Raw genomic sequence first — 25,758 nt, forward strand, 5'->3', positions numbered from 1 at the left:
GACGTGGAGCGACCATGCGAACCGTAATCCTGGCTGGCGGATTGGGCACCCGGCTCGGCGAAGAAACCAATGTGCGGCCGAAACCGATGGTCGAGATCGGCGGCATGCCGATCCTCTGGCACATCATGAAGATCTATTCCGCGGCCGGATTCAACGACTTCGTGATCTGCCTCGGGTACAAGGGCTATCTGATCAAGGAATATTTCGCGAACTACTTCCTGCACACGTCGGACGTCACCATCGACCTGCGCGGCGGCAACGGCATGGAGGTGCATTTCGCCCGCAGCGAGCCGTGGCGCATCACCCTGGTCGATACCGGCGCCGAGACCATGACCGGCGGCCGGCTGGCGGCGATCCGCCACCATCTCGATCCCGGCGAGCCCTTCTGCCTGACCTATGGCGACGGCGTGGCGGACATCGACGTCGGGGCGCTGGTGCGTTTCCACAAGGCGCATGGGCTCCGCGCGACGATCACCTCGGTCACGCCGCCGGGCCGGTTCGGCGCGCTGGAATTCGACGGCGACCTGGTGACCGATTTCCGCGAAAAGCCGGCCGGCGATGGCGGGCGCATCAATGGCGGTTTCTTCGTCGCCGATCCGTCCGTGCTCGACCTGGTCGACGGGCCGGAGACGGTGTGGGAATCCGGCCCGCTGGAACAGCTTGCCCGGCGCGGGGAGCTGATGAGCTACCGGCATGACGGCTTCTGGCAGCCCATGGATACGCTGCGCGACAAGATGCATCTCGATGATCTGTGGCGCGCCGGCAACGCCCCGTGGAAGCGCTGGTGAGCGCCGCCTGGAACGGGCGCCGGGTGCTCGTCACGGGGCATACCGGCTTCAAGGGAAGCTGGCTGAGCCTGTGGCTTCACATGATGGGCGCCGAGGTCACCGGCTTCGCGCTGGCGCCCCCGACCGAACCGAGCCTGTTCGAGGCGGCGCGGATCGCAGGAATGGTCCGGCATGTCGAAGGCGATGTGCGCGACCCCGCCGCCGTCCGCGCGGTGGTCGAGGCGACCCGGCCCGAGGCGATCTTCCACCTCGCCGCGCAGCCGCTGGTGCGCCTGTCCTATGTCGAGCCGGTCGAGACCTATGCGACGAACGTCATGGGCACCGTCCACCTGCTCGAGGCAGCGCGGCGCACCGCGGGGGTGAAGGCGATCGTCTGCGTCACCAGCGACAAATGCTATGAGAATCGCGAATGGATCTGGCCCTATCGCGAGAGCGACCCGATGGGCGGGCACGACCCCTATAGCAGCAGCAAGGGCGCGGCCGAGCTGGTGGTGTCGGCCTGGCGCCGGTCCTTCTTCGACGATGGCGGGCCGCTGCTCGCCTCGGTCCGGGCGGGCAATGTCATCGGCGGCGGCGACTGGGCGGCCGACCGGCTGCTGCCCGATCTGGTCCGCGCCTTCGAGGCGGGCGCCGCGCCGCTGATCCGCGCGCCCGAAGCGGTGCGGCCGTGGCAGCATGTGCTCGAAGCGCTGGGCGGCTACCTGATGATCGCGGAGCGGCTGCTCGCCGGTGAGCGGCAATTCGCCGATGCGTGGAACTTCGGTCCGTCCGACGAGGACGCGCGGCCGGTGTCCTGGATCGTCGAGCGTATGCGCACCGCCTGGGGCGGAGGAGCGGCCGATGCGATGCCCGATACCGGCCCGCGCCCGCATGAGGCGGGGTTGCTCCGGCTCGATTGCTCCAAGGCGCGCGCAGCTCTTGGCTGGCGGCCGGCGCTCGGGCTCGATCAGGCGCTCGACTGGATCGTCGCGTGGCACAAGGCGGTCGCCGACGGTGCCGATGCACGGGCGATCACCCGCGCGCAGATCGCCGACTATCGTGCCCTGACCGGCGATTCAGGCCAGCGCTCGGCCGCCTGAACCGGGGCGATCCTATCCCAACCGATGCCAGTTTTCAGGAACTCAGCGCCTACGGGTGTGCCGAGTTCGGTATGCGCCGCCCCAGTTCCGGCCGTTCAGCGTCACAACTGCGATTCCCAGAGCCCGCCGCTTGTTCATCTGGCCCGGACGTGCAAGCCCGGAGCGGATAACCTAGGTACTCAGCCGAAAGCGAGGGATTGAGGCCAAGCTTAGAGACGTACCGCAGCTGTGTGGGGCGCTACGTGCGCCCAATATTCAATCGCGCCGAACTCTTCCATGTCTTGAGCGACCTCCTGGATTTGCGCCAGGGTCGCCATCGCCGCGTCGCCATAGATCAAATAGATCGCGCGTTGATAATGGAACTCGTTGACGAAGAATGACAGCGTTTCGAGATCCTTGGCGATGCCAACCTTGCCGGCGCGTTCGGACTTGACCTCAATTACTGCGAAGTTGCCCGCCATATAGCCGGGTCGGTGCACGAGGAGATCGGGCTTGGGAAACCGATCGCGTAGTTCGATCATTTTCGGGTGCCGAGCCTTATCGACCTCGCCATTAAGATAGAACGGTGTTTGCGCCGGCCAGCGCATGCGCATCTGGTGATAGAGCTCGTAACAATAGACACGCTCGCGATAGACCGGATCGCCACCATCGACATTGAGATAGAAATAGTCGGGAGCGACACCCGCGGTCGCCTGCTCCAGGATCGACGAAAGCTCTTCCATCCGCGCGTTCATAGCACGACTCGGTGGGTGAGACAGGCCTTGACATTGCTGGCGGTAAGAATATCTTACCACCCGTAAGACACGGAGAGACGCGATGGACGCCAATTTCATTAAATCCAAGCTGATCGAGGTGCTGCAGAGCGTGCAGTCGCTGAGCGGCGAAGACTGTCCTGCGATAGACGGCGCTACTAAGCCCGCCGAAGCCCTGCCGAAATTCACCAGTAAGGTGTGGCCGGTCGCGGCCGGCATGCTCGGTATCGCCATTGGGAAATCGATCCCGTGCGAAGCCAATATCTTTGTCGATGAAGATACGAAGATGCCGCTCGCAATCAATCAGACCGTCGCGCTCGTCCTCAAGATTCTGGAAGAGCAAGAAGCTCAGGAAGCCGAAGAGGTCGAAGCGGAATGAGCGACGCTGCTTCGGATAAGACCACAACAATTCCGGCACGTCTTCGCGCTGCGCGAGAAGCGGCTGGCCTTTCACAAGGGCAGGTCGCGAAACTGATGAACATGCACCGGCCGACGATTTCTGAGATGGAAGCAGGCAATCGCCGGATCACTGCTGATGAACTGGCAAAACTTGCCGACCTTTACGACACGAAGGTGTCCTGGTTGCTCGGCGACGCGCCCGAACGCGCCGCTACGGACGACCCCAAACTCCAGCTTGCCGCCCGCGAACTCAGCAAACTCAAGCCCGATGACCTCGACCGCCTCTTGAAGCTCATCGCAGCAATGAAATCCGATGATGACGACAAGGGAGCCTAACCCATGAAAGCGCTCGCCAAGACGATGATGCACAACCGCCGCGCCTTGGCAGACAAGGCCATGAAGGCAGCGATCACCGCCCGGCTGAAAGCTGGCAAGGATCTAGTCAGCCCGGTCTGCATCTATTCGATTGCAGAGGCGCATGGGGTCCGCGTCACCTTCAACGACATCAATATGGAGGGGATGTACCAGCGGGGCTCGCCACCACGCATCCATCTCTCGAGCAAGCGCCCGCTGCCCCGGCGCGCCTATAATTGCGCGCACGAGCTTGGGCACCATGTCCTCGGCCACGGATCGTCGATCGACGAGTTGCGCGAAAACCAATTGGTGCGTCCGTGGGACGTGCCTGAGGAATATAGTGCTGACACCTTTGCCGCGTATGCGCTGATGCCGACGTTGGGCCTTCGCAATGCCTTCGCGAGCCGCGGCCTCAAGCCAGAAACAGCGACCCCGGTCGAAATCTTCCGCATCGCGTGCCTGTTCGGGGTTGGGTACTCTACCCTCGTCACGCACCTTCTTTGGGGCGAGACAATGATCAGCCACGCGCGAGCGGATGCACTGCGCAAATTCACGCCACGCTCACTGCGCGCTCATATTCTGGGATCGCTGGCACCGAACCCGCTTATCGTCGCGGACGAGGCTTGGGGCGGCCATGCCATCGACGCGGAGGTTGGGCATCTGCTCCTGCTTCCCCCCGGCACAATCGCGCATGGCGACGCTATTGCCCCGATCACCGATCTATCCGCCGGGCGCCTTTTCGAAGCAAAGCGCCCAGGCTTGGTCCGGATCGATCGCCCAGGGACGAACTGGGCCGCGTTCGGCCGCATTGCGCGCACCGCGTATGTTGGGCGCGCTGAATTCCGCCATTTGGAGGACGACGTCGATGACTAAGGCATCTCGATCGGACAACCCCGAGCCGTTGATGATCGCGGCCAAAAGCATATCCGAAGCCTATTCCCGCACCCTGCTCCACATCCTAGGGCATCCGGGGAATGAAATCGCTCCACTGGTGCTCACGATCGATGGCTTCGACCAGGGGCACGACATCCCGGAAGACCCCAAGGTTCGCACCGCGCTCGACGCCCTACTGGGGGAAAAGGAGAAGCGCGACGTCGAGGACGTCGCTTATACCATCTTTCCGCAGCGGCTCTGGAAGATGGCGCAGGGGGATCGCGCCAAGCTGTTCGAGTTCTACAAGATGGCATTCCCCTTTTATCGAGCCCAGAATCCGAAAGCTAACGGCAAGGGCCTCTATTTTGAACGGCTGATGATGTACGGGCGCGGTCCCTGTGATGGTAATCAGTTGGAGTGGATTTTGAGTCAGTATGAAAGCCGACCAGGCGTGCGCCGGTCGATGTGGCAGGCAACCACGTTCGATCCGGAACGCGATCACAACGCAACCGCCCAGCTCGGCTTCCCCTGCCTTCAGCATGTGAGCTTTGTGCCGACCAAAGCTGGCTTGGTCGCGAACGCCTTTTACGCCACACAGCAGCTTTTCGACAAAGCCTATGGCAACTATCTCGGCCTCGCCCAGCTCGCCGCTTTCATGGCCCATGAAATGAGTATCCCGCTCGCGCGCCTCAACGTTACGGTTGGTGTGGCCAAGCTGGAACGGATCAGCAAGACGGACGATGCGATGAGACCGCTCATCGAAGCGGCGCAGGCATGCGTGACCCCGCGCATTCCAGCAGCAGAACGCCAATCTTCGTCACTTCCGCTCGCCGCGCAGTTGGCCTGACGCTCTGTGGCCAAGACTGGTATCCATAGCGGCCGCAAGCGCGGCCGCCCTGCCAAGATTCCCGCTGCAACGCCGCGGGCCCTTGAGTTCGACTATCCGACTGCGAGTGCGCCCGTAACGCCGGCGATCATTTCGAGCCATCTTGCTCCAGCCAAGACGACCGCCGTCTATGACAGTTACTGGCGCTTCGCCGCCGAGCGCCAGCGGGTATTTTATCGGCGAGCGCTCGGTAATCCGTGGCCTTGGACCGATAACCCCGTAATGGCGGTTTACAAATTCACCAATGCCTACCGGGCATCCGACCGAGTCAGCCAATATCTGATCCGGAATGTGATCTATCGCGACGACCTGCCAGGCGCGGTCGACGAGGTCGTGTTCCGCATCCTCCTCTTCAAACTGTTCAATAAGATCGAAACATGGGAGCGACTTGAACAAGCGCTCGGCCCGATCACATTCGCGGACTATCAATTCGACCGCTATGATACCGTCCTCACTCGGGCGATGGCGGATGGGCATCGTGTCTATTCGGCTGCTTATATCATGCCGCCGGGCAGTTCGGCCTTCGGCCACAAGGCTAAGCATCAAAATCACCTCAAGCTCCTTGAAATGATGATGGCGCAAGCGTTGCCGCAGAAACTTGCCTCGGCGCGCTCGATGCAAAAAGGCTTCGAATTGCTACGCGGCTATCCGACGATCGGTGACTTCCTTGCCTATCAGTTCGTCACTGACGTCAACTATAGTCAAGTGACCAACTTCTCCGAAATGGATTTCGTGATCCCCGGACCGGGCGCGCGCGATGGCCTCCGCAAATGCTTCGCCGATACCGGCGGGCTGAGCGACGCCGAACTGATCCGTTTGATGGCTGACCGGCAGGAGCAAGAATGTTCAAGGCTGGGTCTGGAATTCCCATCGCTTTGGGGCCGCCCGTTGCAGCTCATCGACTGTCAGAACCTATTCTGCGAAATCGATAAATATGCTCGGGTAGCCCACCCCGAAGCTGCGGGCCTGACGGGCCGAACGCGTATCAAGCAGAAGTTCTCTGCACAGGCGCAGCCAATCGAATTCTGGTATCCGCCCAAATGGGGTATCAATGATCGTATTGCCGCGGGCGCGGTGCCGAACGAAGCTTTTGGAGCATCTCGGCCTGGCGTCGTAAACGCCCAAGACGAAAGCGCCTAAGTCGGGAGCATATCGATGGACCTCAAGGCATACCAGGCACAAGCACTGCTTACTGATCAGGTGCCGATTAAGGGCGACGGCGATTCCACCGTTGCCCTGATCGTGCCGATGCTTGGGCTAGCTGGAGAGACCGGGCAGCTTCTTAGTGAGTATAAGAAACATCTGAGAGACGGTGCCGCACACCGCTTGTTCAAGGAGCGGGTCAGCGAAGAGCTCGGCGATCTTCTCTGGTACATCGCGAACGTAGCGAGCAAATTCGGGCTCGATCTCGATCAGATCGCGGAGAAGAATCTCGAGAAGGTGCGCGCGCGTTTCGCGCCCTTGAGTCCGCAAGCGCCCCAGCACGATTCCGAATTCCCAGATCTAGAACGGCTGCCCCGGCAGATGATCGTCCGACTGACGGAAGAACCCGGTTCCGGCACGCGACCGAAGGTTCGGATGACGATCAACGGTGAAGGAATCGGATCGCTGCTAGGCGACAATGCCTATGATCCAGATGGCTATCGCTTCCACGATGTATTCCATCTTGCCTATGCAGCGATCTTGGGCTGGTCGCCGAACCTTCGGGCTTTCCTTAAGCGCAAGCGCAAGAGCAGGCCGCTCCTCGATGAGGTGGAGGACGGCGGCCGCGCCCGCATCATCGAAGAGGGCGTGTCCGCTTTGGTGTTCGACTATGCGCGAGCGCACAGCTTCCTCGCGGGCATCAGTGAGGTCGACTATCGGCTGTTACGGACGATCCAGAGCATGACCTCGCACCTAGAGGTGGGCGAGGCCAGCGCAGCCGATTGGGAACGCGCGATCCTAGAAGGCTTTGCTGTCTGGCGCCAAGTTCTCGCCAATAATGGCGGTGAGATTTCGGTCGATCTTGACGCGCGCGCGATCAGCTACCTCGGCACGCCCTGATCCGCGAGACCGATCACGCTGGCGATCGCCATGTCACCTTCATGACTGGTGCTGACGAGCCATGAGTCGATTCCGACTAATTCCGCGCGACGTAATGCTTCGCGATGCAAAACAATGCTAGGCGCCCCTGACGCCAGCGTCACGGTTTCGATGTCGAGAAATCCCAGCCCTTCCGCAAAGCCTGTACCGAGCGCTTTCATCACGGCTTCCTTGACCGCGAAGCGCCCAGAAAGCCGGGCGGCGCGATCAACGCCATTGCCGGCGCTGAGTTGCTCCTGGGCTGTGAAGCATCGCTGCAGAAATTGACCAGTAGGATCGCCGAGTAGGCGAGCCGTCGAGGAAATTTCGACCAGATCAATGCCGTGCGCGATCATCAAAGCGATTCACCCTGGTCGCAGGTCATAATTAGTCCTGATAATTTAGTGCAAAAACGGTGTGAGGATGTCGCTTCTAGCGTCCAATGGCTATAGCCACGAAATGACCAATTCCGTTCGTTTCCTCCACATCACCGATACCCATATCACCGGAGCCGGCGTTCCGCTGAAACGTGATGATTTTAAGGAAAAAATACCCGACATCGAGCAGGCGACCCGCGAGGCCGCGCTCGACTTGGTATTCGAGCGCCTGAGCGAGCGTCTGCGCGACAAGGGCGATATGCTCGATGCCGTCATTTTTACCGGCGACGCGACGCTCAAAGGCGACGAAAGCGGTCACAAAGCCCTTCTCGAACTTTTGCTCAAACACTTTGAGACCGTCGGAATCACTCCCTCGAACATCGTTGCGACCCCCGGTAATCATGACGTCCCAAAAGGAACCCAACCTGGATCGCAAAAACGCTACGAGGCGTTCGTCAAGATATGGCGAGATGCGGGTTGCATTACGCCTTGGCTAGACGGCATCGACCTGCCCAAAACTGCAACGCCGGAAATTCATCGTCTTGTTGATCCCGACGCTCGCTGGGCGATCTATCCGATCAATAGTGCCAACTGGTCCCATGTAAATTCTATCCTTGCCTCCCCGCTCAAGGATATATGGGACCAAGCTCATACTCTTCTGGCGAAGCGCGATGCCGAAAAGGCGGCGGCGCTGCGCAAACAGTTCGACGATCTTGCGCAATTCGACATGGCGCGGGTGTCCGAAGCGCAGCTCGAAGAGCTTCGTCGTATCGTCAACGGTACGCCATCCAGCGCCACAGGTCACCAGATCCGCATAGCGGCGTTGCATCATCATCTCCGAGCCCCCAGTCTTCGCGAGGAGGTCAAGGCCTTCGCCGACTTCACCAATCTTGCTTTGCTGAGACAGACGCTGCGCGAACGGGCGATCGATGTGGTGCTGCACGGGCACAAGCACGAACACTCCGCCAGCTTCGATCATATCTACGGCGACGAGGGTGGAGAACCACACAGAACCCTGGTGCTCTCGGGGGCCACTTTCGATGAAAAACGTGACAGCGATGCGGCCCGTTTGATCACTCTCGACGAGATGCCTTTCGCGCCAAGATTGGCGACCGCTCCTGTTGCGGTTCCGCGCGGCGGCACGGAATTGAAGATTGGCGCCTCTCAAGAGTTTCGCCTGTGGTCCCTCGGCCATCTGTCCGACGGGCCGGTGGTGATACAGGGAACCGATTTTGAGACCGTATACCACCGCGCGTGCGCGCTTGCGCTTGATGAGGCGAAGCGCGGAACGCTGGTGACGCATCTCGATCTTGACACTCAGGAAGCAATCACGCTGCCCCTTACGTATCCGCTGCCCGAGACAATGACAGAGGAAGAGCGACAAACCTGGCTCGATGAACTTGTCAGTTGGTGGCAACTGGATCGTTCTCAACTCGATGAGCGTATCCCCTTCATTCATGGGAATAGATTGCGTCGATTTGCTGGCCGGATCGATCAAATCGACCGCGTCCGCAAGATGATGGCAGGCAAAGGGAGCAGTCGTGCTGTCGCCACGCTCATCGATCCAGCGAAGGATTTCGAGCCGAGCGGGAGTGATAAGGAAGCTTTCGCGTCATTCTGCCTAGTGCAATTTCGGAAGCGCGGAACCGGTGCTAGCGCCGTTATCGACATTGTAGGTTACTACCGGGCGCAAGAGTTTGCGCGATGGTGGCCGATCAACGTGGCCGAACTGCGCGCTCTGCAGTTAGCAGTCACACGAGGCACTCGGATGGCTTGCGGTCGGATCACCACAATTACCGCCGAGGCGAGGTCTAGTGGCAAATCGCCCACGCAGGTCGCGATGCCGGTAATCGATCGCTGGCTCGACCAGTACCCTGAGCGACTTTACGTGTTGGCCAACTCCCTGCTCGGTGCTGGCGGTGATCTGCCACTACGGAGTCGGGTTTTGCGCGAATGGTTTCAGACCCTCGATGACCTGAAAGAGGCTACGGAGCGTTTCAATCCTGACGGCGTCCCGATCGCGATAGAAGGCCTTCAGGCTCTCGCTTCCTATCTCAAGGCCAGCGATGCTTCAGGCGATGCAGCCGAGCTCCTCAACGCGCTCAATGGCCTGATCACGGCGAACCGCGCCTATTCCGCCACCCCACAGTTGTACGAGGACTTTGAGCGCTGGGGTGCCGCGAGCTATCTCAAAACGGTGCGCAATATCAGTTCCAAGCTACTTGGAATGATCCGATAGTGAATCGAACACATGTTCAATTCAGAGCGACTGTCGCGTAAGCCTATCCGCCTGGATGAAAGACAGATTTCGTTGCCGCCATCCGAAAGTTGCCTGTAGCAAGCGGCCCAAACCGCGACGTACATTGCCATCCATTTCGAATGAATGCCTTGGTCCGCGATTGTTGCGAAGCGCCTGGTACGCGCTTCCCCGCTTCCCACCGCGAGAACTTACCCTCATCCACACCAACCGAGTAGGTAGATTGCGCTATTGAGAACCCCTCCCGACGCCATTCGCTGCGCAGCTTCACAGCGAGCGTCTTGGGTCTGGCCACGGCTCATTGCCAGGAACCGCGATGATGGCCGGATATTGGCTCACCATCGGCGTCTTCGAACCTTGCGCCCGGTTGATTAGGCTGTGTTGGTCAACGGCCATTTCTCGCGCCACGTCGATCGGCCTCAAGCCCGGTTGGACACGCTTGCGCTTGAGCTTTGCTCCAAGCGTCTCGCCTTCGAGCGCCGCAATCTCAGTTTTTGCACCGCGTGCCCGTGCCCGAATAGCTGCCAACAGGAAGGCAACGCGCCACACCCGTCCGTTTCGAGCGAAGTCGGGAAAAATTGGCGGAGGGTGGAGGCGGGAAGATTCCGTCGATTCAACACCGCCGGCACCTGCCCCATCATGGCGCCGGAGGAGTGATTTTCGCATCCTCCGGCTCCTTCTCATCGTGACCGGAATGTTGGAGGTTTTCCTGCGCCTTTCAGGGAAAAACCATGCCCGAACAGCGCGGTTTTTCCTCTGTTATCGCATAACAGGGAAAGCCTGCCCTAAGTCTTTGATCGAACGACCGGAATCCGTCCTGGAAATCCAACATAACAGGGAAAGAAAAAACATCCGCGAAAACAGCGGCGCTGTTGGAGAAAATACCGCACCCGGCCGCCACTCAATCCGTCCGGGCACCAGCGCGAAAAGTGACGTGATTGTGCCAGAACCAGCTGCCCATAATCAGCACGGCGGTAAAGCCAAGCTGCGCGATCACCGGCGGCAGGCCCGCAAGCTCGACCAGCAGCGGCAGCGCGGCCCAGTTGGCGGCATAGTTGAACAGGTAGAAACTGGAGAAGGTGGCGAACTCGCGCAGCAGATTGCCGCGCGTCCTGAACACGCCGAGCTTGTAGGTGGTGAAGGCGAAGCACAGGCTCACCGCCTGGGCGATGCCGAGCGCCAGCAGATAATGGCGCTGGAGCGTGTCCGAACTCCACAGCAGCAGCGGATAGATGCCGAGGCCGAACGCGGTGTTCGCCGCGCCCGCCACCAGAAAGCGCAGCGGGCGCCGCGCGCGGCCGGCAACGCCCGCTGTCACGAGTCCTCCCAGAGCGGGATGCGCATATTCTCGCGCAGCACCTCGCGCGGCAGGAAGGGCGACAGATCCTCCAGCGCCGGCGAGGTGATCCGCCCGTCGGGATGCGCCTTGGCGCCGAGCTTGGGCGCGAAGGAGACATGCTCGTCGACGAACAATTCGCACAGCACCGGGCCCTCGGTGGCGAGCGCGGCGGCGATGGCGCCGGGCAGCGCATTGTGCGTATCCGCCCGGAAATAGGCGAAGCCGAACGCGCCCGCGACCTTGCCGAAATCGGGGAAGGTCACGTTGCTCTTCGGGCCGCCGCCAACCTCGACACCGTTGAAGAAATTGCGGTGGGTCTGGAAGATCGAGACATAACCGCTGTTGTTGATCAGGAAGACCTTCACCGGCAGGCCGTATCCGGCGATGGTCTGAAGCTCCTGCAGGTTCATCATGATGCTGCCGTCGCCGGCGATGGCGATCACGCGCTTTTTGCCGCCGGTCGCCGCGCAGACGCCGATGGCGGCGGGCAGCTCATAACCCATCGTCGCGCAGCCGGAATTGGTCCAGAGCCGCTGGCCGCGCTTGATCTCCGCCGCCTGGAAGCTGACCACACAGGCGCTGCCATTGCCGGTGACGACCAGATCGTCCTCGCCAAGCTGTTTGAACAGCGCGTCCATCGCGACATAGGGATGCATCAGCGGCCCATGGTCATGATATTCGGGCAGCACGACCGGGAAGCGGCGCACCCGCTCGCGCGCCCACGTCGTCCATTCCAGATGATCGGCATTGGGGCCGTCATAGGGCTGGTCGAGCAGGGCGGGGATCAGGTCGGCAAGGTCGGCCACGACCGGCATGTCGGGCACGACATTGGGCTTGCGCAGCTCGACCGGGTCCACGTCGACCCAGATCTTGAACGCCTCGCGCGCGAAGCTCTGCCAGTTGTAACTGACCTGACGGATGTTGAGCCGGCTGCCGAGCACCAGCAGCAAATCGGCGCTTTGCGTCACCATATTGCCGGCGCGGTCGCCCACCGTGCCGGGGCGGCCGGCATAGAGCGGGTGATCGTTCCACAGCACGTCATGCGCGTTCCAGCCGGTGACGACGGGCACGCCGAGCTTGTCGATCAGCGTCAGGAAATCGTCATAGGCGCCCGACAGGCGCACGCCGCCGCCGGCGAACACCACCGGCCGCTCGGCACCGCGGATCAGGTCGAGGATCGTGCCGGCGATGGCGAAATGGTCGGTGTCGGCCCAGGGCTCTTCGAGCTCGGCCGGATCGAAGCCCGGCAGCGTGTCGGGATCGATCTTCGACGCCTGCACGTCGAGCGGGATGTCGAGCCACACCGGCCCGGGCCGTCCGCTGGTGGCGAGGTGAAGCGCCTTTTCCAGGTGATAGCGGATGGTCTGGGGGTCGTTGACCATCGTGGCGTATTTGGTGATCGGGCGGATCAGCTCCTCGATGTCGAGCTCCTGGTCGCCATATTGGCGTAAGGGCAGGCCGGTCGAGCGCACCGTCGTCTCGCGCTTCACCTGGCCCGACAGGACAAGCATGCCGATCGAATCCACATAGGCGCCGTACACGCCGGTGATGGCGTTGGTGCCGCCCGGGCCGGAGGTCACGTTCACCACCGCCAGCTTGTTGGTCAGCCGGTAATAGGCCTCGGCCGCCATCGACAGCGCCTGCTCGTGATGCGTGAAGGTCGTGGCGAGGGCCGGATTGGTGCCGAGCGAATGGTTCAGGTGCATCGCGCCGCCGCCGGTGAGCATGAAGACATGCTCGATGCCGTGGCGGACTAGCCGTTCGGCCACCCAGTCGGAGAGTTTCATCAGGGTCATGGTGTCCATCCGTTCGAAAGCGCGGTGCGCCGGATCGCCTCGTCGAGGCCGATCATTGGGGAGAGGCCGAGCGCGCCGCGGATCGCGGCGGTCGACGGCACGTAGCGGCCGGGGTTCCAGCCGGGATCGGGCCGGCCGAGGATATCGACGCCGGGCGCGCCGAGCAGGGTCGCGGTACGCCGCGCGAGATCGGCGATCGAGACTGCCTCCTCCGACCCCATGTTGAAAACGGCACCGCGCTTGCCGGAGATCAGCAGCGTCCAGAGCCAGATGGTGAGGTCGGCAGCGTAGAGATAGGATCGCACTGCCGACCCGGCTCCGTCGACCCGGATCGTCCGGCCGGCCGTCGCGTCGCGGATGAAATTGCCCGCCGCGAAGTGGATGTCGAGCGACAGGAGTGGCCCGAGCAGCGCGAAGATGCGCGCATTGACCACGTCCAATCCGAACTGCGTGCCGTAAATGGCGCAGAGCATCTCGGCCGCGCGCTTGCCCTCGCCGTAAGCCGATCGCGGATCGCGCTGGTCCGGGCCGCCCATCCAGTCCTCGCCCACATGCGTGACGTCCCAGGGCTGAGCGCCATAGACGGCGCCCGAGCTGAGGAAGAAGAAACGCTCCGCCCCGCGCTCGACCGCGAAGTCCAGGGCATGGCGGGTGCCGGTGACGATCGTGTCGAACATGCGGCGCGGGTCGGTGGCATTGAGTGCGGCGCTTGCGTCGGTCGCTGCGTGGATCACATGGGTGAAGCTGCCGCCGGGCGGGGCGAAGACGGTGACGTCGCCCGCAATCACCTGGAAACGCCGGGCGAGGTGCGGCACCCTGGCGGCGAAGGCGCCAGGATCGCGGCTCAGCACCGTCACCTCGATATCGATGTCGGCGCGGGCCAGCGCCTCGAGCATCCAGCGGCCGATGAATCCGGTGCCGCCGGTCATGAACACGCGCGCACCGGACAGCCGCCACCAGAGCGGGGCGAGGGCGGCCTGTACCGCGTCGAGATCCTGCTCCAGGATCATGCCGGCATCAGCCCGAGCGAGGGGCGATGGGCCGAATGGGCCCGCACCACCCGCGCCACGCTGTCGAGCGCGAGCGCCCAGAGGATCAGCGCGACCAGCCCCGGCCTGACGAAATGCCCGATGGCAAGGCCGAAGCTCGGGCTGACCGGACGCCCGCCGAGCCAGCTTTCGAGCGACAGGTCGAGCACGGTTGACAGCGGCCAGTCGGCGACGAGGCACAGCAGATAGGCGCAGACGATCGCGGTGATCTGACCGGCGCCTCGCCATGGTTCGAGCAGGACGAGGAACAGCAGGAAAGTCTGGGTATAGCCGCCGGGCGACTGGGTGACGAGGAACGCACCGAGCAGGATCGTCGCGATGCGGTGCGGCGGCAGCGCGCGGGGCTGCAACCAGGCGGCGGCCAGCGCCAGCACCGCCACCCCCTGGCTGGCGTGGATCAGGGCGGGCACCACCATCTCGATCGTCTCGACCGTGCGCGACGGCACGAAGTCGAGCACCGGGATCTGCGCGTGGCGTACCTGGAGCAGCGGCGCATAGCTGGTCGAATAATGGATCTCGTTCCAGACCTGCCCGCCCTGGAAGGTCACCCAGTTGGCGGTGTTCGCTGCGATCTCCATCGGCGTGCCGCTGCCGATCAGCGCGAGGGTCACCAGATACAGGCCGATCGTGGCGAGCCCCGCCAGTTCGAGCCCGCGCCAGTCGCGTTTCACTGCCTTGGCCAGCACCGGCAGCAGCAGATAGGGCTTGAAGTTGATCGTTGCCGCGGCGGCCAGTGCCCGCCATGCGCCCGACCTGACGATCGGCCCATGCGCGACGATGAAGAAGGGCAGGGCGACGAGGATCAGATTGCCGCGCTCGAGCGTGAAGAGCAACGGTAGGCCGAGCCCGAAGGCGATGGCGCGCATCGGCGCGGTGCGCTGGTCGGTGCGGTGGAAGCTCCACCAGACCAGCACCACGTCGAGCAGATAGAAGCCGAGGATCGTCGTGCGGGCGAACCCGTCGCAGTCGCGTGCGTAGAAGGGCGACTGGAGATAGCAGCCCGGCATGCTGAACAGGTCGAGAAACACGAAGGACAGCGGCGGATAGACCGTCCGCCACACCGAGAAGGCACCCGGATTGTTCGCCCAATAGGCCGTGTTGAACCAGTCCATGAAGGTGTCGTTGGTGTCGAACACGAACGGCTGGGGCAGAAAACCGGTCTCGCGGAACTGCACCGCCGTCCAGGCGACGCTCGCCACCACGGCAAGCGCCAGCAGGATTTCGGGCAGCAGGAAGAGCCGGCCGCGTATGCTCACGGCCATCGGACCAGCGTCCGTGCGGCCGGCCGCGCGCGGTCGGCGGGGAAGTTGATCCGCTCCTCCTCGATCACCAGCGGCACGTTGCGGCCCCGCTCGGCGAGCATGCGGATCTGTTCGCCGATCAGCCCGAGGAAGAGCAGGACGATAGCGAACATCGCCGTGGCGATGGTCAGGCCGAACATCGGCCAGGCGCTGCCGCCCATGACGGCCGCCGCAACCGTTCCCAGCGTAAGCGGCACGACTGCGGCGGCGGCGAGCAGGGCGATCGGGATCGGCATCCGCAGCAGCGACTTGGCCGATCCGGCAAGGCCGGACAGCGCGAAGGAATAGAGCGCGGCGACACTGTTCTTGGTCTCGCCCGCCGCGCGTTCCGGGCGGTCGAACGGCAGGATCGCCATACGGAAACCGCTCTCGACCAGCATGCCGCGAAAGAAAGGCTCGGGCTCGTTCCACGCAGCAAGCGTGTCGACCACCTCGCGCGCATAAAGGCCGAAGCCCGTCGCGCCCGGGATCACCGGATAGTCGCCATAGCGGCTCAGCAGGGCGTATCCGAGCTTGCGCGTGAGCGTCAGCAGCGGCGCCGTCCGCTCTGACCGGCGCTGCGCCAGCACGACCTGGGCGCCCGCGCGCCATTGCTCGACGAACGCGCCGATCATCGCCGGCGGATCCTGGAAATCGGCGCACATGCCGATCACCGCCGCACCCTCGGCCTGGTAGATGGCATAGGTGGGGGAGCGCATCTGGCCGTAATTGCGATTGTTGAAGATGGCGCGGATGCGGTGATCTTCGGCGCACAGCGCGCGCATCAGGGCGCGCGTCGTATCGGTGGAATCATTGTCGATCAGGATGATCTCGTGCGACCGCACATGGCGTTCCGCCTCCGCCGTCACGGCGGCGCAGATCGCCCGGACATTCTCTTCCTCATTGTAGCAGGGAATGACGATCGACAGCTCGATCGCCATATCGGTGCCCGTCATCGCGCGCCGTCCTCACGGCGCTTCAGGCCAAGGTCGATGCCGGTCGCCGGCGCATAGATCTCGGTGAACAGGGCCGCCAGGATCGTGAGGATGAGCAGCGCCACTGCCGAGATGTTGTATTTGCGATCCGCGTCGAGGCGCGGCGCCTCGATCACCTGCACGTCGGACGCGGTCTCGGAGGCGAGCGTCTCGACCGCCACTTCCTCGGACGACCGGGCATAGACCTCGTACAGCGCCTGGGCGAAACGATAGTCGCGATACAGGTTGAGATATTCGCCCGATACCTGCGACAGGCCGGCGACATTGGGTCCGGTGACGCCGACCTTCGCCTCCGCCGTGCGCGCGAGCTGGGCGCGGATCGAGCCGACCTCGGACTGAACCGACTGGAGCTGCGGATTGTCCGGCCCCTGGAAACGCTGGAGCGTCTCGAGCTCTACCAGCTTGGCCTGGAGCTGCGCCTCCAGCCCGGCGCGGAGCGACAGGGCCGAGCCGAGCTGCGCCTCGGGCTCGGCCAGGTTGTTGCGCCGGCGGAAGCCGTTGAGCGCCGCCTCGGCCGTCGTCACGCGGGTGGCGGCTTCCTTGAAGCGGTCCTGCACCACCGCGCGCTTGCGGCGGACCCGGTCGCGGCCGAGCGCGATGATCCGGTCGCTGATCGCCTGCACATAGGCCGCGGTCAGCGCCTGCGCCTTTGCCGCGTCGTGCATGCGCACCTCGACCTCGACGATGCCGCCGGTCAGCGAGTGCACATCGACCTTGCGGGCCAGCGCGAGCCGCGCCGCGTCAGCGCTGGCATAGCCGCCGGGGCCGACCAGCTTCAGCCGGCGGACGACGTCGTCGGTCACTTCGGTGCCGCGCGAGATCGCCAGATACATGTCGATCGGCTGCTTGGCGCCGCCGAGCAGCGCGGCGAAACCCTGGAGCTGCCCGCCGAGTGCGTTCATCATCGACCCGAGGCCGACGCTGTTGCTGTCCTGCGGCACCATCTTCGCCCGTGCGACATAAGGGCGCGGCAGGACGCAGAGCACCGCCAGCACCAGCGCCAGCACGCAATAGGCCAGCCGGCGCGAGCGCGGTTCGCGCACCGCATCGGTCACGCGCGTGATCATCGTCAATCTGCCAGTCCCTTGATCGTCGCTGCGCCGACCAGCCCTCCGAACAGGCTGCCGGTGATGTCGCGCAGTCGCGCCCAGAACTCGCCGCGATTGGCGTCGATCGGCACATAGACGAGGTCGCCCGGCAGGGCCGGCGCCTTCAGCACCTTCCTGCCGTTCGACAGCACGGTGCCGTTTGCGCGCACCACGAAGATCTCGCTCTTGTCGCCGAGCGACTGAACGCCGCCGGCCGAGCGGATGAAGTCGCCGATCGACTTGCCGTCGCGGTACGCGAAGGAGGCCGGGCTCGGCACCGCGCCGAACACGCCGACCGTCACCGGGCGCGGCGGGACATAGACGGTGTCGTTGTTCTCGACGATCACGTCGTCGGGCAGCGACGCCGCCGTGACCGGCAGGTCGAACACCAGCCGGCCGCTCGGCTCGCGCGTGCGGAGCTGCTCGACGATCGAATGGACCAGCGCGAGATTGCCCGGCTGGGCAAGCTGGGCGCGATTGGCCGACACCACCGGCTGGGCGGTCAGCTGGAATTCCATGTCCTTGATGGCGCGGTCGAAGCTGAGCTTCTGCTGCGCCTTGACGCTCTCGCGGGTGATCACGCTCGCATAGGGGAATGCCTGGGCGGTGAGGCCGCCCGCTTGCGCCACCACATCCTCGAGCTTCGTGCCGGGGCGGAAATAATAGCGGCCGGGCCGGGTCACTTCGCCGCTGATCGTCACCAGCACCGATTGCTGGTCGAGCGGGCGCGCGATGCCGACATCGGAGAGGATGCGGACGATATCGCCGCGCCGCGCCTTGCGTGTCCGTGCCTCGGCGGCGGTGACCTGCTGCCAGCCGGCGTCCGACTTGCCGAGCGAGTCCAGCACCAGCAGTCGCGTGTCGTCGGCGACGGTGTTGACGCCGCCGGCATAGAGGACCGCATCGTTCAGCGTCTCGTTCGGCGCGATTTCGAAAATGGCCTCGCGATTGACGCTACCGATCACCGCGACCTGCTCGCCGGCCGGGGCGACATAGATGACGTCGCCATTCTGCAGCGCCGCGTCACCGGTCTTGTCGCCCTTGAGCAGCAGGTCGTAGAGGTCGAAATCCGAGATCAGCTTGCCGTCGCGGCGAAGCTGGATCGAGCGGAAGCTGCCGCCCGAGGACGGGCCGCCCGCTGCCAGCACTGCGTTGACCAGGGTCGACAGGCTGCTGACCGTGTAGGAGCCGGGCGTCGCGGCAAAGCCGGTGACATAGACGGTGATGCCGTGCAGTCGCCCGACTGACACCTGAAGGTCGAACCCGCGATACTGGCGCGAGACCTGGCGGGCGATCACGTCGCGCACATCGCCATAGCGGACCCCGCCGACCGCGATCGCGCCGACGCGCGGCACGAAGATCCTGCCCTCCTGGTCGATGGTCAGCCGCAAATCGGCCGCCTGCACCGATCCGGTCAGGCCGAGCAGCAGCTCGTCGCCCGGATTGAGATGATAATCCGGTGGCACGGTGGTGGTCGGCGGCGCGGTGAAGTCGCGCGCGGCGGGCACCAGCAGCTCGGCGCCGAAGCGGCGCAGCGGCTTGCCCGCCGCGCCCGACACGAAGGTCTCGAACTCGTTGGCGGCAATGGACGCCGCCTGCTTCTTCGTCACGGCATCGTCGGCGCTCCCGGCCTGGGGGGCGGCAGGCCGGTTCTCGATCACGGTCGGCTGGAACGCGCGGACCTCTGTCTGCGGCACGGCGACCTGCGCGGCGGCGGCGCCGCGCGAGATCGCGTCCGTGTCGCCCTGTTGCCCGCCCGTCGATACCGGCGGCGAAAGCTGGGCGGTGGCCGGGGCAACCGGTAGCGCGAGCGGGAGGGCGAGCGCGCAGCCGAGCAGCAGCTGCTTCCAGGGAGTCTTCATGCGGTGCAATCTTCTCTTTCGGTCAGGCCGGCCGCCGGGCCGAGCAGCAGCCCGGCGCCGATCGACCAGAGCCGTTCGTCGGCGGCGGCGAGGATTCCGCTGCCCGTGCCGACCCGGTAGGGCTTGCCGGCCCAGTCGGTGACGAAGCCGCCTGCCTCGGTCAGGAACAGGGCGCCCGCCGCATGGTCCCAGGGCAGGCTGCGCTGGAACAGGGTCAGGTCGTCCTGGCCGAGCACGAGGCGCGGATAGCTTTCGGCCGCGCAGCGCGGCACCGGCACCCGCTCGAACATCCCGTCGGCCAGGGCATGGACATGCGCCGCACGCTCGGGCGTCATGAAGTGCGTGCCCAGCGCCGCGACCGGCCTGGCATTGCCCGTCGGCCGGGTGCGCACGGCAATGCCGTCACAGGTCGCGCCCGCGCCGCGCTCGGCATGGCACAGCCGCCCGCCGACCGGATCGAGGATCCAGCCGGCAAGCGGCACGCCGTCCTCGATCAGCGCCACCATCATGCCGAAGGGCGAACGGCCGGCCGCGAAATTGGCGGTGCCGTCGAGCGGGTCGATCAGCCAGACCAGCCCGTCGCCGATGCCGTCGAGAAGCTCGGGTTGCTGCGCCGCGGCTTCCTCGCCGACGATGCCGGCGGGGATGCCGAGCGCTTCGAGGCCGTCGTGAAGCAACTGCTCCGCCTCGCGATCGACGATGGTGACGACCTCGCCCGGGCTTTTCTCCGCGATCTCATGCGCCGCGAGCATGCGGAAACGACGCATCACCGCCGTTGCGGCGACACCTCGCATCAGGGCCGTGACTTCGTTCTTCAGCGACATGCCGGATCAGGCAGCGACGCTGGCCAGCCGTCCGCGCGTATTGGCGGCCATGCGATCCTGGATCATCCGGATGCGCGCCAGATCCTCGTCGGCGATGGAGCGGTAATAATCGCGCTTGTTCTCGAGCCAGGCGAGCTCGAACGCGACCGCATTGCTGATCGCCGCCTCGAAGCCGGGCATGTCCGCGGCGCTGCCGTCGAAGATCACCTTGCGCGTCTCGAACCGGTCGAGGCGGACGCGGCGCATCTCGCGCAATGCCGGCCCGGACTCGACCGCGACCGACCCGCCGACGACCAGTTCCAGGCCATGATGGGCACAGGCGCGGGCGACGGTCAGCACCGCATCGGTGATGCCGCGATCGTTGATCGCGCCGCGCGGCAGGCCGCGCGAGAGGGTGAAGTCGACCCGGCCGAACACGATGCCGTCGAGCGATTCCTTGGCGATCGGCAGCATCTCTTCGAGGTTCTGCAGCGTCGTTTCGGTTTCCAGGTTGAACAGGAACTCGGTGTCGGTGTCCCCGCCATAGGCCTTGGTCTTCGCCTCGACGAACTTCGACAGCGCGTAGGGCGTCTCGACCATCGGCGCGATGATGTAGTTCGCGCCGTACAGCTTCGCCGCATACAGATCGGACACCGCCTCGCAGCCGCCGATCTTCAGCGCGACCTTCAGGTCGGCGCGATAGGCGAGTTCGAGCAGGCGAAGCAGCTCGTCGGGGCGCGTGCCCTCGGCTTCGAATTCCGCCTTCACCGCAACGACGCCGAAGCGGTCGCGGCCTTTCTTGAGCATGTCGAGCATGCGGCGTTCCGTGGGATTCACCCTTCGCCTCCTGAGTGTTAGCGTTGTTGGTGATCGGTAGGACGGAGCTGTCCGGCTGATCCCGCACGGCGATCCGCCCGCGAAAAAATATTTGAATCCGGCTTACGGGACCGGCCGGACGCCTCCGTCCTTCAGACATAATGCCGTCCTTTCTCGTCCTTCCGCTGACCGGTGCCCTGACTGGTGCGTTATGGCTTTTGGGCAGTTACGGGCCGGTCGCGGCCGATAGCGCCGACAGGCTTCCGGGCGGGGAGGGCGCGGCGTTCCGCCAGCGTATGATGGACTGGTCCGCAGTTCCGGCGCCGGACCTGCCGGTCGCTGCACCGCAGGCGCCGGCGCGCAGGGATCTGCCGCATCTCTCCTCGGGCTTTGGCTGGCGGCTCGATCCCGTCCTCGGCACGCGGGCGATGCATAGCGGCATCGACATACCGGGGCCGCTCCGGTCTCCCGTCATGGCGGCGGCCGGGGGCACCGTCCATTATGCCGGCAGGGCGGGCGGTTACGGCAACATGATCGAGATCGACCATGGCGGCGGGCTCGTCACCCGCTATGCGCATCTGTCGCGCTTCCTGGTCGCGTCCGGTGCGCGGGTCGAGCGCGGCCAGGAGATCGCCATGATGGGGTCGACCGGCCGTTCGACCGGCAGTCATCTGCATTTCGAGGTACGGGTGAATGGCCAGGCAACCGGCCCTCTTGCGTGGCTCACCGGGGAGCCGGCGAGCGGGCGGATGTCGTCGCGGGTTTCGCCGCCGCAGGGGGAACCCCATATCTCTGCTTTTGCCCGCGCTCGCGCGGAAACGGAGTCGGTGGTTGGAGCGGGTCGCTGATGCTGATGCAGAAGTCGTCGCGGCAGGGTGCGCCCGCCGCGCCGCGACCGGGCTTGGCAAGTCGGTCGGCACATGGTTTGCGTCCCGCCATGGAAGGTGAGTCGATCGACGGCCTGCAGCGCGTCATCCTGAACGAGCGGGCGCGGTTGCTCCGTTTCCTCGCCGCGCGCGGTGCCGGCGACGAGGCGGAGGATGTGCTGCACGATCTGTGGCAGCGCGTGGCCGTCGCGCCCGGCCAGCCGGTCGCCGATCCGGTCGCCTATCTGTTCCGCGCCGCCGAGAATCTGATGCGCGACCGCCGCCGCTCGACGGTCAGCCGGGAACGCCGCCAGATGGACTGGCATCAGGCCGGTCCCACGCCCGAGGATGCGCCGCTGGGCGAACGCGTGCTGATCGCACGCGAGCGGGTGCGCCAGGCCGAGGCGATGCTCGCCGGGCTGGGCCCGCGCGTCGATCGCGTGTTCCGCCTCTATCGTCTCGACGGCATGGGCCAGGCGGCGATTGCGCGGGAGCTCGGCGTCAGCCTGAGCTCGGTCGAGAAGGATCTGCAAAAGGCGTATCGTGCCCTTTCCGAGCTGAAAGCGCGGTTCGATGCGGAATAGCGCAAGCGCCTACGTCATGTCAGGTGAGGTGGCATGATGGCAGATGAGTCCGATATCATTGGAGAAGCAGCGCGGCTCTGGGCCATCCGTGCCCAGGACGCGTCGTTCGCCGATTGGGACGGGCTGACCGAATGGCTCGAAAGCGATCCCCGCCACCTGCCCGCTTATGAGGCTGCCCTGGACGATGCGTCCTGGGCGGCCGATCTCTTCGCCGCGCACCCCCCTGTTGCGGCGTGGACAGCGCCCGCGCACTCCCCCCCGCGCGGGCGCTGGTTTGCCGCCGGCGGCGCGGTCGCGGCGGCGCTGGTCGCTGTGGTCGGCGCCGCTGTGCTGTTGCGCGATGCCCCGGTGCGCGATGTGGCGACGGCCATGGGCGAGCATCGGACGATCGACCTTGCCGACGGGTCGCGCGTCATGCTGAACGGCGATACGCGGGTCAGCTACGATCCGGATACGCCGCGCGTGATCACGCTGGCGAAGGGCGAGGCGCTGTTCGACGTGAAGCATGATGCGGGCGACCCCTTCGTCGTGGTCGCCGACGGCACCCGGCTGGTCGATATCGGCACGGTGTTCAACGTGGTGCGCGACGGCGGCGCGATCGACGTGGCGGTGGCCGAAGGCGCGGTCGATTATGAGGCAGGTCCCCAGAAGATTCGCCTCAACCAGGGCGACGCCCTGTCCCGCACCGATCGCAATGCGACACCGGCGCTGCGCAAGGCGAGCCCTGACGGAATCGGCAGCTGGCAGTCGGGCCAGCTGCAATATGACGACGCAACGCTCGACCAGGTCGCGCGCGATCTCTCCCGCAATACCGGACGCTCGATTCGGGTCGCAAACGGGGCAGCACGCATGCGGTTCACCGGCACGCTCGTCCTGCGCGGGCCGCCCCGCGAGGTGCTGGCGCGGGCAGGGCCGCTGCTCGGCGTGACCTTCGCCGAGCAGGGCGATAGCTGGACGATGACTCCTGCCAATGTTCGGCGGCGCTAACACCGCACTCTCTTTCCCCCTGATCGCCGCAGCCCTGCTGATCGGCGCGCCTGCCCGCGCCCAGGAACAGGCCGCTGAGGTGGACGTGCCCGCCGACCGGCTCGACCGCGCGATCAGGCTGCTCAGCCGCCAGAGCGGCACCAGCATCGGTTTCCACGATTCCCGTCTGGCGGCGCTTCGCGTCAGGCCGGTGCGCGGCACCTTCAATGCGGCCCAGGCGCTGGAACGCATGCTGCTCGGCACCCGCCTGGCGGCGCGGCGGGTCGCGCCCGGCACCTATCTCATCGAGCATATCCCGCTGCCGCCCCCGCCGGCCCGCAACGTGCCGCGCGCCGCCCCGCACCAACCGCCGCCGCCCGACGAGCTTGCCACCCCCGAGATCGTGGTGACGGGCACCAAGCGCGGCGTGCCGCTCAACGTCTATCCCGGCGGCGTGCAGATCATCGATGGCGACGATGTGTCCAAGGCCGATGGTGCGCGCGGCACGGATGCGATCAGCACGCGCGTCGCCAGCGTTGTCTCGACCCATCTCGGCCCCGGCCGCAACAAGCTGTTCATCCGCGGCATCGCCGATTCGAGCTTTGTCGGCCCGACCCAGGCGACCGTCGGCCAATATTGGGGCAACAGCCGCATCACCTACAGCGCGCCGGACCCGAGCCTGAGGCTCTACGACATCGGCAGCATCGAGGTGCTGGAAGGGCCGCAGGGGACTCTCTACGGCGCGGGCTCGCTCGGCGGCGTCGTCCGCGTCGTGCCGCGCGCGCCCGACCTGACCACCACCGGCGGTACCGTCTGGGGCGGTGCCCAGGCGGTGCAGCACGGTCAGCCCGGCGTGGATGGCGGCCTCATCTACAACATACCGATCGTCGATGACCGGCTCGCTTTCCGCGCGCTCGCCTTCGGGTCGGTCGACGGCGGCTATATCGACGATACCGGGCGCGGGTTGAAGGACATCAACGAAGTCCGCACCGTCGGCGGCCGTGCCGCCCTGCGTTTCGTCCCCGGTGACGACTGGACGGTCGACCTCAGCGGCGTCGGCCAGCGCATCAACGGCGCCGACAGCCAATATGCCGAACGGGGCGGCGACGGCCTCACCCGGTCGAGCAGCGTCGCCCAGCCTTACCGCAATGATTACTGGCTCGGCGACCTGGTGGTGCGCAAGCAATGGGGTCCGCTCGAGCTGACGTCCTCGCTCGGCTATGCCCAGCAATATGTCTTCGAGCAGTTCGAGGGCGCGGCGCTCACCGATCCGCTCGACCCGGTGGTGAAGCCGGACGCGAGCGCCGCCGCGGCCGCCTATGTCCAGACCGACCGGATCTCGATGATCACCGGCGAGACCCGGCTCGCCCGCCGCGGCCCGGACGGCACCGGTTGGGTGATCGGTCTCAGCGTGCTCCACAACGAAGCGCGGGTGAACCGCCTGATGGGTGTCGGGCCGCTGACCGCGGTCCTGACCGGCGTGCGTAACCAGGTGGACGAACAGACGCTTTACGGCGAAACATCGTTCGAGCCGGTCGACCGGCTGACGCTGACCTTCGGCGGGCGCCTCACCCATTCCCGCCTGACGGGTGATTCAGAGGATGCCCTCCGCGCCGTGGCCTTCAGGATCGATCCGGGTGCGGACAGCGGACGGTCCGAGACCCGCTTCCTCCCATCCGCCGCGCTCGCCTGGCGCGCGACCGACCGGCTGATCCTGTTCGCCCGCTACCAGCAGGGCTTCCGCCCGGGCGGGATCGCGGTGCGGCAGGATTTCGTCCAGCGTTTCAAGGGCGATCGGGTCGCCACCACCGAAGGCGGCGCGCGCTATAGCGGCCGTAATTTCAGCCTGTCGGTCAATGCCTCCTGGTCGCGCTGGAGCGACATCCAGGCCGACCTGATCGACGGATTCGGCTTCCCCACCACGGCCAATGTGGGGGACGGGCGTGTCCTGTCGGTCGGGCTGTCGTCACGCTGGCAGCCGCTTCACGGCCTGTCGTTCGACGCGTCGATCTATCTCAACGACAGCAAGGTGACGACGCGCGACCTGACCAGCTTCGCGATCGTCGGCGGGACCACCACCTTGCCCGCCGACCTCGCCCGGACGAATTTCGACCGCCTTCCCAATGTCGCCGATGCCACCGGCCGGCTCGGCTTCGCCTATACCGCGCCGCTGTCGGACACGCTCGATGTCGAGGTGAACGGCTATGGCCGCTATGTCGGCAAGTCCACGCTCGGGATCGGCGAGATTCTCGGGCAGCTACAGGGCGACTATCTCGATACCGGGCTCGACTTCAGGATCGGCACCCGGAAACGCGCCGTCACGCTCTCGCTGACCAACCTGCTCGATTCACGCGGCAACCGCTTCGCGCTCGGCTCGCCCTTCCTGGTGCGAGACCGCAACCAGATCACCCCGCTTCAGCCGCGCAGCATCAGGCTCGGCTTCGACGTGAGCTTTTAACGGACGGGCGCGGGGGCGCCGGGAAGAGGG

Annotated in this window: 25 protein-coding genes; 13 read left to right on the forward strand and 12 right to left on the reverse strand. The window is 65.1% G+C overall.

Annotated elements, in window-relative coordinates; translation table 11 throughout:
* Positions 1 to 14: 14 nt before the first annotated feature.
* Together rfbF and rfbG are read left to right on the forward strand one after the other, a co-directional pair.
* A complete protein-coding gene (gene rfbF / locus AC1DT7_RS05615; protein ID WP_478034822.1) occupies positions 15 to 788 on the forward strand; it encodes a glucose-1-phosphate cytidylyltransferase in 774 nt (257 codons plus the stop codon).
* Positions 785 to 1,867, forward strand: coding sequence for a CDP-glucose 4,6-dehydratase (gene rfbG, locus AC1DT7_RS05620; protein WP_478034823.1), 1,083 nt, complete (start codon positions 785 to 787; stop codon positions 1,865 to 1,867). Before rfbF ends, rfbG begins: the two co-directional genes overlap by 4 nt.
* 209 nt (positions 1,868 to 2,076) lie before the next feature.
* Here rfbG and AC1DT7_RS05625 read toward each other — a convergent pair whose 3' ends face one another.
* On the reverse strand, positions 2,077 to 2,601 hold the full coding sequence (locus AC1DT7_RS05625) for a hypothetical protein (protein ID WP_478034824.1): 525 nt from the start codon (positions 2,599 to 2,601) through the stop codon (positions 2,077 to 2,079).
* Positions 2,602 to 2,683: 82 nt separating this feature from the next.
* Here AC1DT7_RS05625 and AC1DT7_RS05630 point away from each other — a divergent pair, with 82 nt between their 5' ends.
* From AC1DT7_RS05630 to AC1DT7_RS05655, 6 genes are read left to right on the forward strand one after another with little or no spacing between them, the layout of a single operon-like run.
* Entirely contained in the window at positions 2,684 to 2,998 is a 315-nt protein-coding gene (locus AC1DT7_RS05630) for a hypothetical protein (protein ID WP_478034825.1), read from the forward strand.
* On the forward strand, positions 2,995 to 3,354 hold the full coding sequence (locus AC1DT7_RS05635) for a helix-turn-helix domain-containing protein (protein ID WP_478034826.1): 360 nt from the start codon (positions 2,995 to 2,997) through the stop codon (positions 3,352 to 3,354). Before AC1DT7_RS05630 ends, AC1DT7_RS05635 begins: the two co-directional genes overlap by 4 nt.
* A gap of 3 nt (positions 3,355 to 3,357) precedes the next feature.
* On the forward strand, positions 3,358 to 4,245 hold the full coding sequence (locus AC1DT7_RS05640; RefSeq protein ID WP_478034827.1) for an ImmA/IrrE family metallo-endopeptidase: 888 nt from the start codon (positions 3,358 to 3,360) through the stop codon (positions 4,243 to 4,245).
* Positions 4,238 to 5,092, forward strand: a complete 855-nt coding sequence (locus AC1DT7_RS05645; RefSeq protein WP_478034828.1) for a thymidylate synthase family protein — start codon at positions 4,238 to 4,240, stop codon at positions 5,090 to 5,092. The genes AC1DT7_RS05640 and AC1DT7_RS05645 overlap by 8 nt, the downstream gene beginning before the upstream one ends.
* 6 nt (positions 5,093 to 5,098) lie before the next feature.
* Positions 5,099 to 6,271 carry a nucleotide kinase domain-containing protein gene (locus tag AC1DT7_RS05650; protein ID WP_478034829.1) on the forward strand — a complete coding sequence of 391 codons (1,173 nt, stop codon included), beginning with the start codon at positions 5,099 to 5,101 and terminating at the stop codon, positions 6,269 to 6,271.
* Between the two features lie 15 nt (positions 6,272 to 6,286).
* On the forward strand, positions 6,287 to 7,174 hold the full coding sequence (locus AC1DT7_RS05655; RefSeq protein ID WP_478034830.1) for a MazG nucleotide pyrophosphohydrolase domain-containing protein: 888 nt from the start codon (positions 6,287 to 6,289) through the stop codon (positions 7,172 to 7,174).
* On the opposite strand, the gene acpS is transcribed toward AC1DT7_RS05655, so the two are convergent.
* On the reverse strand, positions 7,156 to 7,548 hold the full coding sequence (gene acpS, locus AC1DT7_RS05660; RefSeq protein WP_478034982.1) for a holo-ACP synthase: 393 nt from the start codon (positions 7,546 to 7,548) through the stop codon (positions 7,156 to 7,158). The two genes, AC1DT7_RS05655 and acpS, sit on opposite strands and share 19 nt — an antisense overlap.
* A gap of 103 nt (positions 7,549 to 7,651) precedes the next feature.
* Here acpS and AC1DT7_RS05665 point away from each other — a divergent pair, with 103 nt between their 5' ends.
* Positions 7,652 to 9,808 (forward strand): metallophosphoesterase, encoded by a 2,157-nt coding sequence (locus AC1DT7_RS05665; protein WP_478034831.1) that lies wholly within the window; start codon positions 7,652 to 7,654, stop codon positions 9,806 to 9,808.
* Between the two features lie 285 nt (positions 9,809 to 10,093).
* On the opposite strand, the gene AC1DT7_RS05670 is transcribed toward AC1DT7_RS05665, so the two are convergent.
* The 10 genes from AC1DT7_RS05670 to AC1DT7_RS05715 all read right to left on the reverse strand — a co-directional run bounded on the left by AC1DT7_RS05670 (position 10,094) and on the right by AC1DT7_RS05715 (position 20,875).
* Positions 10,094 to 10,492, reverse strand: coding sequence for a hypothetical protein (locus tag AC1DT7_RS05670; protein WP_478034832.1), 399 nt, complete (start codon positions 10,490 to 10,492; stop codon positions 10,094 to 10,096).
* A 235-nt stretch (positions 10,493 to 10,727) separates the two neighbouring features.
* Complete coding sequence (locus AC1DT7_RS05675; protein ID WP_478034833.1) at positions 10,728 to 11,144, reverse strand: GtrA family protein; 417 nt, start codon at positions 11,142 to 11,144, stop codon at positions 10,728 to 10,730.
* Positions 11,141 to 12,961: a thiamine pyrophosphate-binding protein gene (locus AC1DT7_RS05680; protein WP_478034834.1), complete on the reverse strand. Its 1,821-nt coding sequence runs from the start codon at positions 12,959 to 12,961 to the stop codon at positions 11,141 to 11,143. Before AC1DT7_RS05680 ends, AC1DT7_RS05675 begins: the two co-directional genes overlap by 4 nt.
* Positions 12,958 to 13,971 (reverse strand): NAD-dependent epimerase/dehydratase family protein, encoded by a 1,014-nt coding sequence (locus AC1DT7_RS05685; protein ID WP_478034835.1) that lies wholly within the window; start codon positions 13,969 to 13,971, stop codon positions 12,958 to 12,960. The genes AC1DT7_RS05680 and AC1DT7_RS05685 overlap by 4 nt, the downstream gene beginning before the upstream one ends.
* On the reverse strand, positions 13,968 to 15,272 hold the full coding sequence (locus AC1DT7_RS05690; protein ID WP_478034837.1) for a hypothetical protein: 1,305 nt from the start codon (positions 15,270 to 15,272) through the stop codon (positions 13,968 to 13,970). Before AC1DT7_RS05690 ends, AC1DT7_RS05685 begins: the two co-directional genes overlap by 4 nt.
* Complete coding sequence (locus tag AC1DT7_RS05695; RefSeq protein WP_478034838.1) at positions 15,263 to 16,246, reverse strand: glycosyltransferase family 2 protein; 984 nt, start codon at positions 16,244 to 16,246, stop codon at positions 15,263 to 15,265. Before AC1DT7_RS05695 ends, AC1DT7_RS05690 begins: the two co-directional genes overlap by 10 nt.
* The gene (locus tag AC1DT7_RS05700) at positions 16,243 to 17,352 is read right to left on the reverse strand and encodes a capsule biosynthesis protein (protein ID WP_478034983.1); all 1,110 of its coding nucleotides are present in this window, start codon (positions 17,350 to 17,352) and stop codon (positions 16,243 to 16,245) included. Before AC1DT7_RS05700 ends, AC1DT7_RS05695 begins: the two co-directional genes overlap by 4 nt.
* A gap of 2 nt (positions 17,353 to 17,354) precedes the next feature.
* Positions 17,355 to 19,235, reverse strand: a complete 1,881-nt coding sequence (locus AC1DT7_RS05705) for an SLBB domain-containing protein (protein WP_478034839.1) — start codon at positions 19,233 to 19,235, stop codon at positions 17,355 to 17,357.
* The gene (locus tag AC1DT7_RS05710) at positions 19,232 to 20,059 is read right to left on the reverse strand and encodes an inositol monophosphatase family protein (RefSeq protein ID WP_478034840.1); all 828 of its coding nucleotides are present in this window, start codon (positions 20,057 to 20,059) and stop codon (positions 19,232 to 19,234) included. The genes AC1DT7_RS05705 and AC1DT7_RS05710 overlap by 4 nt, the downstream gene beginning before the upstream one ends.
* Before the next feature lie 6 nt (positions 20,060 to 20,065).
* Entirely contained in the window at positions 20,066 to 20,875 is an 810-nt protein-coding gene (locus tag AC1DT7_RS05715; protein WP_478034841.1) for an aldolase/citrate lyase family protein, read from the reverse strand.
* Between the two features lie 140 nt (positions 20,876 to 21,015).
* Between AC1DT7_RS05715 and AC1DT7_RS05720 the strand changes: the two genes are divergently transcribed.
* The 4 genes from AC1DT7_RS05720 (at position 21,016) to AC1DT7_RS05735 (ending at position 25,728) form a co-directional block, all read left to right on the forward strand.
* Positions 21,016 to 21,702, forward strand: a complete 687-nt coding sequence (locus AC1DT7_RS05720) for a M23 family metallopeptidase (protein ID WP_478034842.1) — start codon at positions 21,016 to 21,018, stop codon at positions 21,700 to 21,702.
* Between the two features lie 89 nt (positions 21,703 to 21,791).
* Positions 21,792 to 22,304: an RNA polymerase sigma factor gene (locus tag AC1DT7_RS05725; protein WP_478034984.1), complete on the forward strand. Its 513-nt coding sequence runs from the start codon at positions 21,792 to 21,794 to the stop codon at positions 22,302 to 22,304.
* A 33-nt stretch (positions 22,305 to 22,337) separates the two neighbouring features.
* Positions 22,338 to 23,291 (forward strand): FecR family protein, encoded by a 954-nt coding sequence (locus tag AC1DT7_RS05730; protein WP_478034843.1) that lies wholly within the window; start codon positions 22,338 to 22,340, stop codon positions 23,289 to 23,291.
* Entirely contained in the window at positions 23,275 to 25,728 is a 2,454-nt protein-coding gene (locus tag AC1DT7_RS05735) for a TonB-dependent receptor (RefSeq protein ID WP_478034844.1), read from the forward strand. Before AC1DT7_RS05730 ends, AC1DT7_RS05735 begins: the two co-directional genes overlap by 17 nt.
* Positions 25,729 to 25,758: the final 30 nt, after the last annotated feature.

The organism is Sphingomonas sp. P3_C6, from assembly GCF_056402595.1.

What these genes read in the sequence shown, in the direction of transcription:
- rfbF (WP_478034822.1), top strand. Translation starts at nt 15, where the DNA reads ATGCGAACCGTAATCCTGGCTGGCGGATTGGGCACCCGGCTCGGCGAA.
- AC1DT7_RS05625 (WP_478034824.1), bottom strand. Translation starts at nt 2,601, where the DNA reads ATGAACGCGCGGATGGAAGAGCTTTCGTCGATCCTGGAGCAGGCGACC.
- AC1DT7_RS05630 (WP_478034825.1), top strand. Translation starts at nt 2,684, where the DNA reads ATGGACGCCAATTTCATTAAATCCAAGCTGATCGAGGTGCTGCAGAGC.
- AC1DT7_RS05635 (WP_478034826.1), top strand. Translation starts at nt 2,995, where the DNA reads ATGAGCGACGCTGCTTCGGATAAGACCACAACAATTCCGGCACGTCTT.
- AC1DT7_RS05640 (WP_478034827.1), top strand. Translation starts at nt 3,358, where the DNA reads ATGAAAGCGCTCGCCAAGACGATGATGCACAACCGCCGCGCCTTGGCA.
- AC1DT7_RS05645 (WP_478034828.1), top strand. Translation starts at nt 4,238, where the DNA reads ATGACTAAGGCATCTCGATCGGACAACCCCGAGCCGTTGATGATCGCG.
- AC1DT7_RS05655 (WP_478034830.1), top strand. Translation starts at nt 6,287, where the DNA reads ATGGACCTCAAGGCATACCAGGCACAAGCACTGCTTACTGATCAGGTG.
- acpS (WP_478034982.1), bottom strand. Translation starts at nt 7,548, where the DNA reads ATGATCGCGCACGGCATTGATCTGGTCGAAATTTCCTCGACGGCTCGC.
- AC1DT7_RS05665 (WP_478034831.1), top strand. Translation starts at nt 7,652, where the DNA reads ATGACCAATTCCGTTCGTTTCCTCCACATCACCGATACCCATATCACC.
- AC1DT7_RS05670 (WP_478034832.1), bottom strand. Translation starts at nt 10,492, where the DNA reads ATGCGAAAATCACTCCTCCGGCGCCATGATGGGGCAGGTGCCGGCGGT.
- AC1DT7_RS05680 (WP_478034834.1), bottom strand. Translation starts at nt 12,961, where the DNA reads ATGACCCTGATGAAACTCTCCGACTGGGTGGCCGAACGGCTAGTCCGC.
- AC1DT7_RS05685 (WP_478034835.1), bottom strand. Translation starts at nt 13,971, where the DNA reads ATGATCCTGGAGCAGGATCTCGACGCGGTACAGGCCGCCCTCGCCCCG.
- AC1DT7_RS05690 (WP_478034837.1), bottom strand. Translation starts at nt 15,272, where the DNA reads ATGGCCGTGAGCATACGCGGCCGGCTCTTCCTGCTGCCCGAAATCCTG.
- AC1DT7_RS05695 (WP_478034838.1), bottom strand. Translation starts at nt 16,246, where the DNA reads ATGACGGGCACCGATATGGCGATCGAGCTGTCGATCGTCATTCCCTGC.
- AC1DT7_RS05700 (WP_478034983.1), bottom strand. Translation starts at nt 17,352, where the DNA reads ATGATCACGCGCGTGACCGATGCGGTGCGCGAACCGCGCTCGCGCCGG.
- AC1DT7_RS05705 (WP_478034839.1), bottom strand. Translation starts at nt 19,235, where the DNA reads ATGAAGACTCCCTGGAAGCAGCTGCTGCTCGGCTGCGCGCTCGCCCTC.
- AC1DT7_RS05710 (WP_478034840.1), bottom strand. Translation starts at nt 20,059, where the DNA reads ATGTCGCTGAAGAACGAAGTCACGGCCCTGATGCGAGGTGTCGCCGCA.
- AC1DT7_RS05720 (WP_478034842.1), top strand. Translation starts at nt 21,016, where the DNA reads ATGCCGTCCTTTCTCGTCCTTCCGCTGACCGGTGCCCTGACTGGTGCG.
- AC1DT7_RS05725 (WP_478034984.1), top strand. Translation starts at nt 21,792, where the DNA reads ATGGAAGGTGAGTCGATCGACGGCCTGCAGCGCGTCATCCTGAACGAG.
- AC1DT7_RS05730 (WP_478034843.1), top strand. Translation starts at nt 22,338, where the DNA reads ATGATGGCAGATGAGTCCGATATCATTGGAGAAGCAGCGCGGCTCTGG.
- AC1DT7_RS05735 (WP_478034844.1), top strand. Translation starts at nt 23,275, where the DNA reads ATGTTCGGCGGCGCTAACACCGCACTCTCTTTCCCCCTGATCGCCGCA.